This window comes from Pseudomonas sp. P1_F1_2 (assembly GCF_056405815.1).
In genome coordinates this window covers 1-5569 of sequence record NZ_JBFUBK010000180.1, presented here as the reverse complement: position 1 = coordinate 5569, position 5569 = coordinate 1, and the positions used below count along the sequence as shown (strand labels likewise).

The following is a 5569-nucleotide window of genomic DNA, read 5'->3' as shown; positions in this document are numbered from 1 at the left end:
CACCAGTGTTGGCATGACGGTCAAGGGCAACAACGGCGCGATCTACCCGGTGTCTTACACGCTGGAAAAGATCAACGGCGAGTGGAAACTGCGTAACGTCATCATCAATGGCATCAACATTGGCAAGCTGTTCCGCGATCAGTTCGCTGATGCGATGCAGCGAAATGGCAACGACCTGGACAAGACCATCAACAACTGGGCCGGGGAAGTCGCCAAAGCCAAGGCATCGACCGAGACCACTAACCAATGAGTGTGTCGGCCATTCGCATGAGTGAAACCGGCGAGCTTCGGCTCAGCGGCATGCTGGATTACCTGACCGGCCCCGACTTGCGCAAGCAGGGACAGGCGCTGATCAAAGCCAGTACCGCGACCGAAGTGGTGGTCGATTGTTCGGCGGTGTTGAAGTCCAGCAGTGTCGGCTTGTCGCTGCTGCTGTGCTTCATCCGTGATGCGCAGGCCGCCGGCAAGGCGCTGAGCATTCGCGGGATGCCGGAAGACATGCGTGAAATCGCTCAGGTCAGCGAATTGACCGAGCTGTTGGCGCATCCCTAAACGCATCTATTAAGAAGCCCCCGGTCAGAGTCCTGCTTCGCGGGGTTCGCAGGCGCGGGGCTTTTTTGTATGATGTCCGACCCGCGCGCACAGGGCGCCGATTGAGGTTGAGCATGCAGGCCGTAGAAGTGAAGAGCTTCCTTGAAGGAAAGCTGCCCGGAACGTTGGTAGAAGTTGAGGGCGAAGGCTGCAATTTCCAGCTGAACGTGATTAGCGATGAACTGGCGGCGTTGAGCCCGGTGAAGCGTCAACAGCAGATCTATGCCCATTTGAACCCATGGATCACCGATGGCAGCATCCATGCGGTCACTATGAAATTTTTCAGCAGCGCGGCCTGGGCCGAGCGCACCTGAGCCCAAGGGCGTCGAGATTCTTATGGATAAATTGATTATTACTGGCGGTCCTCGTCTTGATGGCGAGATCCGCATCTCCGGGGCAAAGAACTCCGCCCTGCCGATCCTGGCTGCAACCCTGCTGTGTGATGGCCCGGTTACCGTGGCCAACCTGCCGCACCTGCACGACATCACCACCATGATCGAATTGTTCGGTCGGATGGGGATCGAGCCGGTGATCGACGAGAAGCTCGCCGTCGAAATCGACCCACGCACCATCAAGACCCTGATCGCCCCGTACGAACTGGTTAAAACCATGCGTGCGTCGATCCTGGTATTGGGCCCTATGGTTGCCCGTTTCGGTGAAGCCGAAGTCGCACTGCCTGGCGGTTGCGCCATCGGTTCGCGTCCGGTGGACCTGCACATCCGTGGTCTGGAAGCGATGGGCGCGGTCATCGACGTCGAAGGCGGCTACATCAAGGCCAAGGCGCCTGAAGGCGGCCTGCGCGGTGCGCACTTCTTCTTCGATACCGTCAGCGTGACCGGTACCGAAAACATCATGATGGCCGCTGCCCTGGCCAAGGGTCGCAGTGTGTTGGCAAACGCCGCGCGCGAGCCGGAAGTGGTCGACCTGGCCAACTTCCTGAACGCCATGGGTGCCAAGGTTTCCGGCGCTGGTACCGACACCATCACCATCGATGGCGTCGAGCGTCTGCACACCACCACTTACAAAGTGATGCCTGACCGAATCGAAACCGGTACTTACCTGGTCGCTGCTGCCGTGACCGGCGGCCGTGTGAAGGTCAAGGATACCGATCCGACCATTCTTGAAGCCGTTCTGGAAAAACTCCGTGAAGCGGGTGCCGAAATCACCTGTGGCGAAGACTGGATCGAACTGAACATGCACGGCAAGCGGCCAAAAGCCGTCAACGTGCGCACCGCTCCGTACCCGGCGTTCCCGACCGACATGCAAGCGCAGTTCATCTCCCTCAACGCCATTGCCGAAGGCACAGGCGCCGTGATCGAGACGATCTTCGAAAACCGCTTCATGCACGTTTACGAACTGCATCGCATGGGCGCCAAGATTCAGGTCGAAGGCAACACGGCTATCGTTACCGGTACCGAGAAGCTCAAAGGCGCGCCAGTCATGGCCACCGACCTGCGTGCTTCGGCCAGCCTGGTCATTTCGGCGCTGATCGCTGAAGGCGACACCCTGATCGACCGCATCTACCACATCGACCGTGGTTACGAGTGCATCGAAGAGAAACTGCAAATGCTCGGCGCCAAGATCCGCCGCGTACCGGGCTAGTTTCTGCTGCATGGGCATAAGGACATGCCCGTTGAATTGTTGAAGTCGAGCCGGTTTCCGGCTCGATGTGTGTCCGGCGTCATTTGCGACCGGACATGAGTACCTTGATAAGGACTGACGTTTCCCATGTTGACTATCGCACTGTCCAAGGGCCGCATCCTTGACGACACTTTGCCGCTTCTGGCTGAAGCGGGCATCGTGCCGACCGAGAATCCGGACAAGAGCCGCAAGCTGATCATCCCCACGACTCAGCCTGACGTACGTCTGCTGATCGTGCGCGCCACCGACGTGCCGACGTATGTCGAACATGGTGCCGCGGACCTCGGTGTCGCCGGTAAAGATGTGCTGATGGAATATGGCGGCCAGGGCTTGTACGAGCCTTTGGACCTGCGAATTGCCCTCTGCAAGCTGATGACTGCCGGCCGTGTCGGCGATGTCGAGCCTAAGGGCCGCCTGCGGGTGGCGACCAAGTTCGTCAACGTTGCCAAGCGTTACTACGCCGAGCAGGGTCGCCAGGTCGACATCATCAAGCTGTACGGCTCGATGGAGCTGGCGCCGCTGATTGGTCTGGCGGACAAGATCATTGACGTGGTCGACACCGGCAACACCCTGCGCGCCAATGGCCTGGAACCCCAGGATTTCATTGCCGACATCAGCTCCCGGCTGATCGTCAACAAAGCTTCGATGAAAATGCAACACGCCCGAATCCAGGCGTTGATCGACACCCTGCGCAAGGCAGTGGAGTCTCGACACCGCGGCTGATTTACCTGCGCGACGTTAAGTCGCGCCCGTCTATCCGCCTCATAGCCAGAATTCTCAGGTGCCCAAGCGGAAACGACTGCTAAGTTAGGGCGCCTGAGTTTTTGCCAATTCTATGAGGCTCTCGCTATGACCGCACCGACTGCAATTCGCCGACTGAACGCTGCTGATCCGGATTTCGCGCATCATCTGGATCATCTGCTGAGCTGGGAAAGTGTGTCTGACGACTCGGTCAATCAGCGGGTGCTGGATATCATCAAAGCCGTGCGCGAGCGTGGCGATGCGGCGCTGGTGGAGTTCACCCAGAAGTTCGACGGCCTGGAAGTCGCCTCGATGGCGGACTTGATCCTGCCGCGCGAACGTCTTGAACTGGCGCTTACGCGCATTACCGTGCCTCAGCGCGAAGCCCTGGAAAAAGCTGCTACACGTGTGCGCAGCTACCACGAGAAGCAGAAGCAGGATTCCTGGAGCTACACCGAAGCCGATGGCACGGTGCTGGGCCAGAAGGTCACGCCGCTGGATCGCGCCGGTCTGTATGTTCCAGGCGGCAAGGCGTCGTACCCCTCTTCGGTGTTGATGAACGCGATTCCGGCCAAGGTCGCTGGCGTGACCGAAGTGGTCATGGTGGTGCCGACCCCGCGCGGTGAAATCAACGAACTGGTGCTGGCCGCGGCGTGCATTGCCGGGGTTGATCGGGTGTTCACCATCGGCGGTGCCCAAGCCGTGGCCGCGCTGGCTTACGGCACCGAAAGCGTGCCGAAAGTCGACAAAGTGGTCGGCCCCGGCAACATCTATGTCGCCACCGCCAAGCGCCATGTGTTTGGTCAGGTCGGTATCGACATGATCGCCGGCCCGTCCGAAATTCTTGTGGTGTGCGACGGCCAGACCGATCCGGACTGGATCGCCATGGACCTGTTCTCCCAGGCCGAACACGATGAAGACGCCCAGGCCATTCTCGTCAGCCCGGACGCGGAATTCCTCGACAAGGTCGCCGCGAGCATCAGCAAATTGATGCCGACCATGGAGCGTGCCGAGATCATCGAAACGTCGATCAATGGCCGTGGTGCATTGATCCAGGTGCGCGACATGGAGCAAGCCATCGAAGTGGCTAACCGCATTGCGCCGGAACACCTGGAGTTGTCGGTTGCAGATCCGCAGGCCTGGTTGCCGAAGATCCGTCACGCCGGCGCGATTTTCATGGGCCGTCACACGTCCGAAGCCCTGGGTGATTACTGCGCCGGTCCGAACCACGTATTGCCGACTTCCGGCACCGCGCGCTTCTCCTCGCCGTTGGGCGTGTATGACTTCCAGAAACGCTCGTCGATCATCTTCTGCTCCGAGCAGGGGGCGTCGGAACTGGGCAAGACCGCGTCCGTGCTGGCCCGTGGCGAGTCGCTGACCGCCCACGCCCGTAGCGCCGAGTACCGCATCATCGACGAGCAAAAGGGAAACTGAACATGAGTAAATTCTGGAGCTCGTTCGTTAAGGATCTGGTGCCTTACGTGCCGGGCGAGCAGCCGAAACTGGCAAAACTGGTCAAGCTCAACACCAACGAAAACCCGTACGGTCCATCACCCAAAGCCTTGGCGGCGATGCAGACCGAACTGAACGACAACCTGCGTCTGTACCCGGACCCGAACAGCGATGTGCTGAAACAAGCCGTGGCCAAGTACTACGGGGTGCAGAGCAACCAGGTATTCCTCGGCAACGGTTCCGATGAAGTCCTGGCGCACATTTTCCACGGCTTGCTGCAACACGATCAACCGCTGCTGTTCCCGGATATCAGCTACAGCTTCTATCCGGTGTATTGCGGCTTGTACGGCATCAAGTTCGACGCGGTGCCGCTGGACGAACACTTCCAGATCAACCCGGCGGATTACGCCAAGCCGAACGGCGGGATCATTTTCCCTAACCCGAATGCGCCGACCGGCTGCCTGCTGGCGCTGGATGCGGTGGAGCAAATCCTCAAGGCCAGCCCGGATTCGGTGGTCGTCGTAGACGAGGCTTACATCGACTTCGGTGGCGAAACGGCGATCACTCTGGTGGATCGTTATCCGAACCTGCTGGTGACGCAGACTCTGTCCAAGTCCCGTTCCCTGGCCGGCCTGCGGGTTGGCCTGGCGGTGGGGCATCCGGATTTGATCGAAGCGCTTGAGCGGATCAAGAACAGCTTCAACTCCTACCCGCTGGATCGACTGGCGATTGTGGGGGCTGCGGCGGCGTTCGAGGATCGCGAGTACTTCGACAAAACGTGCCGGTTGGTCATCGACAGCCGCGACAAGGTAGTCGGGCAGTTGGAGGCGAAGGGATTTGAGGTGCTGCCGTCGGCGGCGAACTTCATTTTCGCGCGTCACCCGCAGCATGATGCGGCAGGACTCGCGGCGAAGTTGCGTGAGCAGGGCGTGATTGTCCGGCACTTCAAGCAGGAGCGGATTGCGCAGTTCCTGCGGATTTCGATTGGTACGCCGGAGCAGAATCAGGCGCTGATCGACGGCCTCGGCGATCTCTAAAAGCCCCCTCTGACTGATCGTCACTGATCGTTCCCACGCTCTGCGTGGGAATGCCGCCATGGACGCTCTGCGTCCACTGTGACGCGGAGCGTCACGGGATACATTCC

The 5569-nt window shown here is 59.8% G+C and carries 7 protein-coding genes; all 7 read left to right on the top strand.

The window, feature by feature from the left end; genetic code table 11:
• Positions 1-250, top strand: a 250-nt coding sequence (locus AC1D2P_RS30055) for an ABC transporter substrate-binding protein (RefSeq protein WP_477811745.1), incomplete at its 5' end; no start/stop codon positions are given.
• Positions 247-552, top strand: coding sequence for an STAS domain-containing protein (locus AC1D2P_RS30050; RefSeq protein WP_046026812.1), 306 nt, complete (start codon positions 247-249; stop codon positions 550-552). The genes AC1D2P_RS30055 and AC1D2P_RS30050, both read left to right, overlap by 4 nt.
• 113 nt (positions 553-665) lie before the next feature.
• Positions 666-905, top strand: a complete 240-nt coding sequence (locus AC1D2P_RS30045) for a BolA family protein (RefSeq protein WP_007912386.1) — start codon at positions 666-668, stop codon at positions 903-905.
• A gap of 22 nt (positions 906-927) precedes the next feature.
• Positions 928-2193, top strand: a complete 1266-nt coding sequence (gene murA, locus AC1D2P_RS30040; protein ID WP_109787875.1) for a UDP-N-acetylglucosamine 1-carboxyvinyltransferase — start codon at positions 928-930, stop codon at positions 2191-2193.
• 126 nt (positions 2194-2319) lie between these two features.
• On the top strand, positions 2320-2955 hold the full coding sequence (gene hisG / locus AC1D2P_RS30035; protein ID WP_007942738.1) for an ATP phosphoribosyltransferase: 636 nt from the start codon (positions 2320-2322) through the stop codon (positions 2953-2955).
• A gap of 126 nt (positions 2956-3081) precedes the next feature.
• Positions 3082-4407, top strand: a complete 1326-nt coding sequence (gene hisD, locus AC1D2P_RS30030; protein WP_046026807.1) for a histidinol dehydrogenase — start codon at positions 3082-3084, stop codon at positions 4405-4407.
• Between the two features lie 2 nt (positions 4408-4409).
• The gene (gene hisC / locus AC1D2P_RS30025) at positions 4410-5462 is read left to right on the top strand and encodes a histidinol-phosphate transaminase (protein WP_077430872.1); all 1053 of its coding nucleotides are present in this window, start codon (positions 4410-4412) and stop codon (positions 5460-5462) included.
• Positions 5463-5569 lie beyond the last annotated feature (107 nt).

Bases quoted from the DNA above. Each gene is read 5' to 3' on its own strand.
- AC1D2P_RS30050 (WP_046026812.1), top strand. From the start codon at position 247: ATGAGTGTGTCGGCCATTCGCATGAGTGAAACCGGCGAGCTTCGGCTC.
- AC1D2P_RS30045 (WP_007912386.1), top strand. From the start codon at position 666: ATGCAGGCCGTAGAAGTGAAGAGCTTCCTTGAAGGAAAGCTGCCCGGA.
- murA (WP_109787875.1), top strand. From the start codon at position 928: ATGGATAAATTGATTATTACTGGCGGTCCTCGTCTTGATGGCGAGATC.
- hisG (WP_007942738.1), top strand. From the start codon at position 2,320: ATGTTGACTATCGCACTGTCCAAGGGCCGCATCCTTGACGACACTTTG.
- hisD (WP_046026807.1), top strand. From the start codon at position 3,082: ATGACCGCACCGACTGCAATTCGCCGACTGAACGCTGCTGATCCGGAT.
- hisC (WP_077430872.1), top strand. From the start codon at position 4,410: ATGAGTAAATTCTGGAGCTCGTTCGTTAAGGATCTGGTGCCTTACGTG.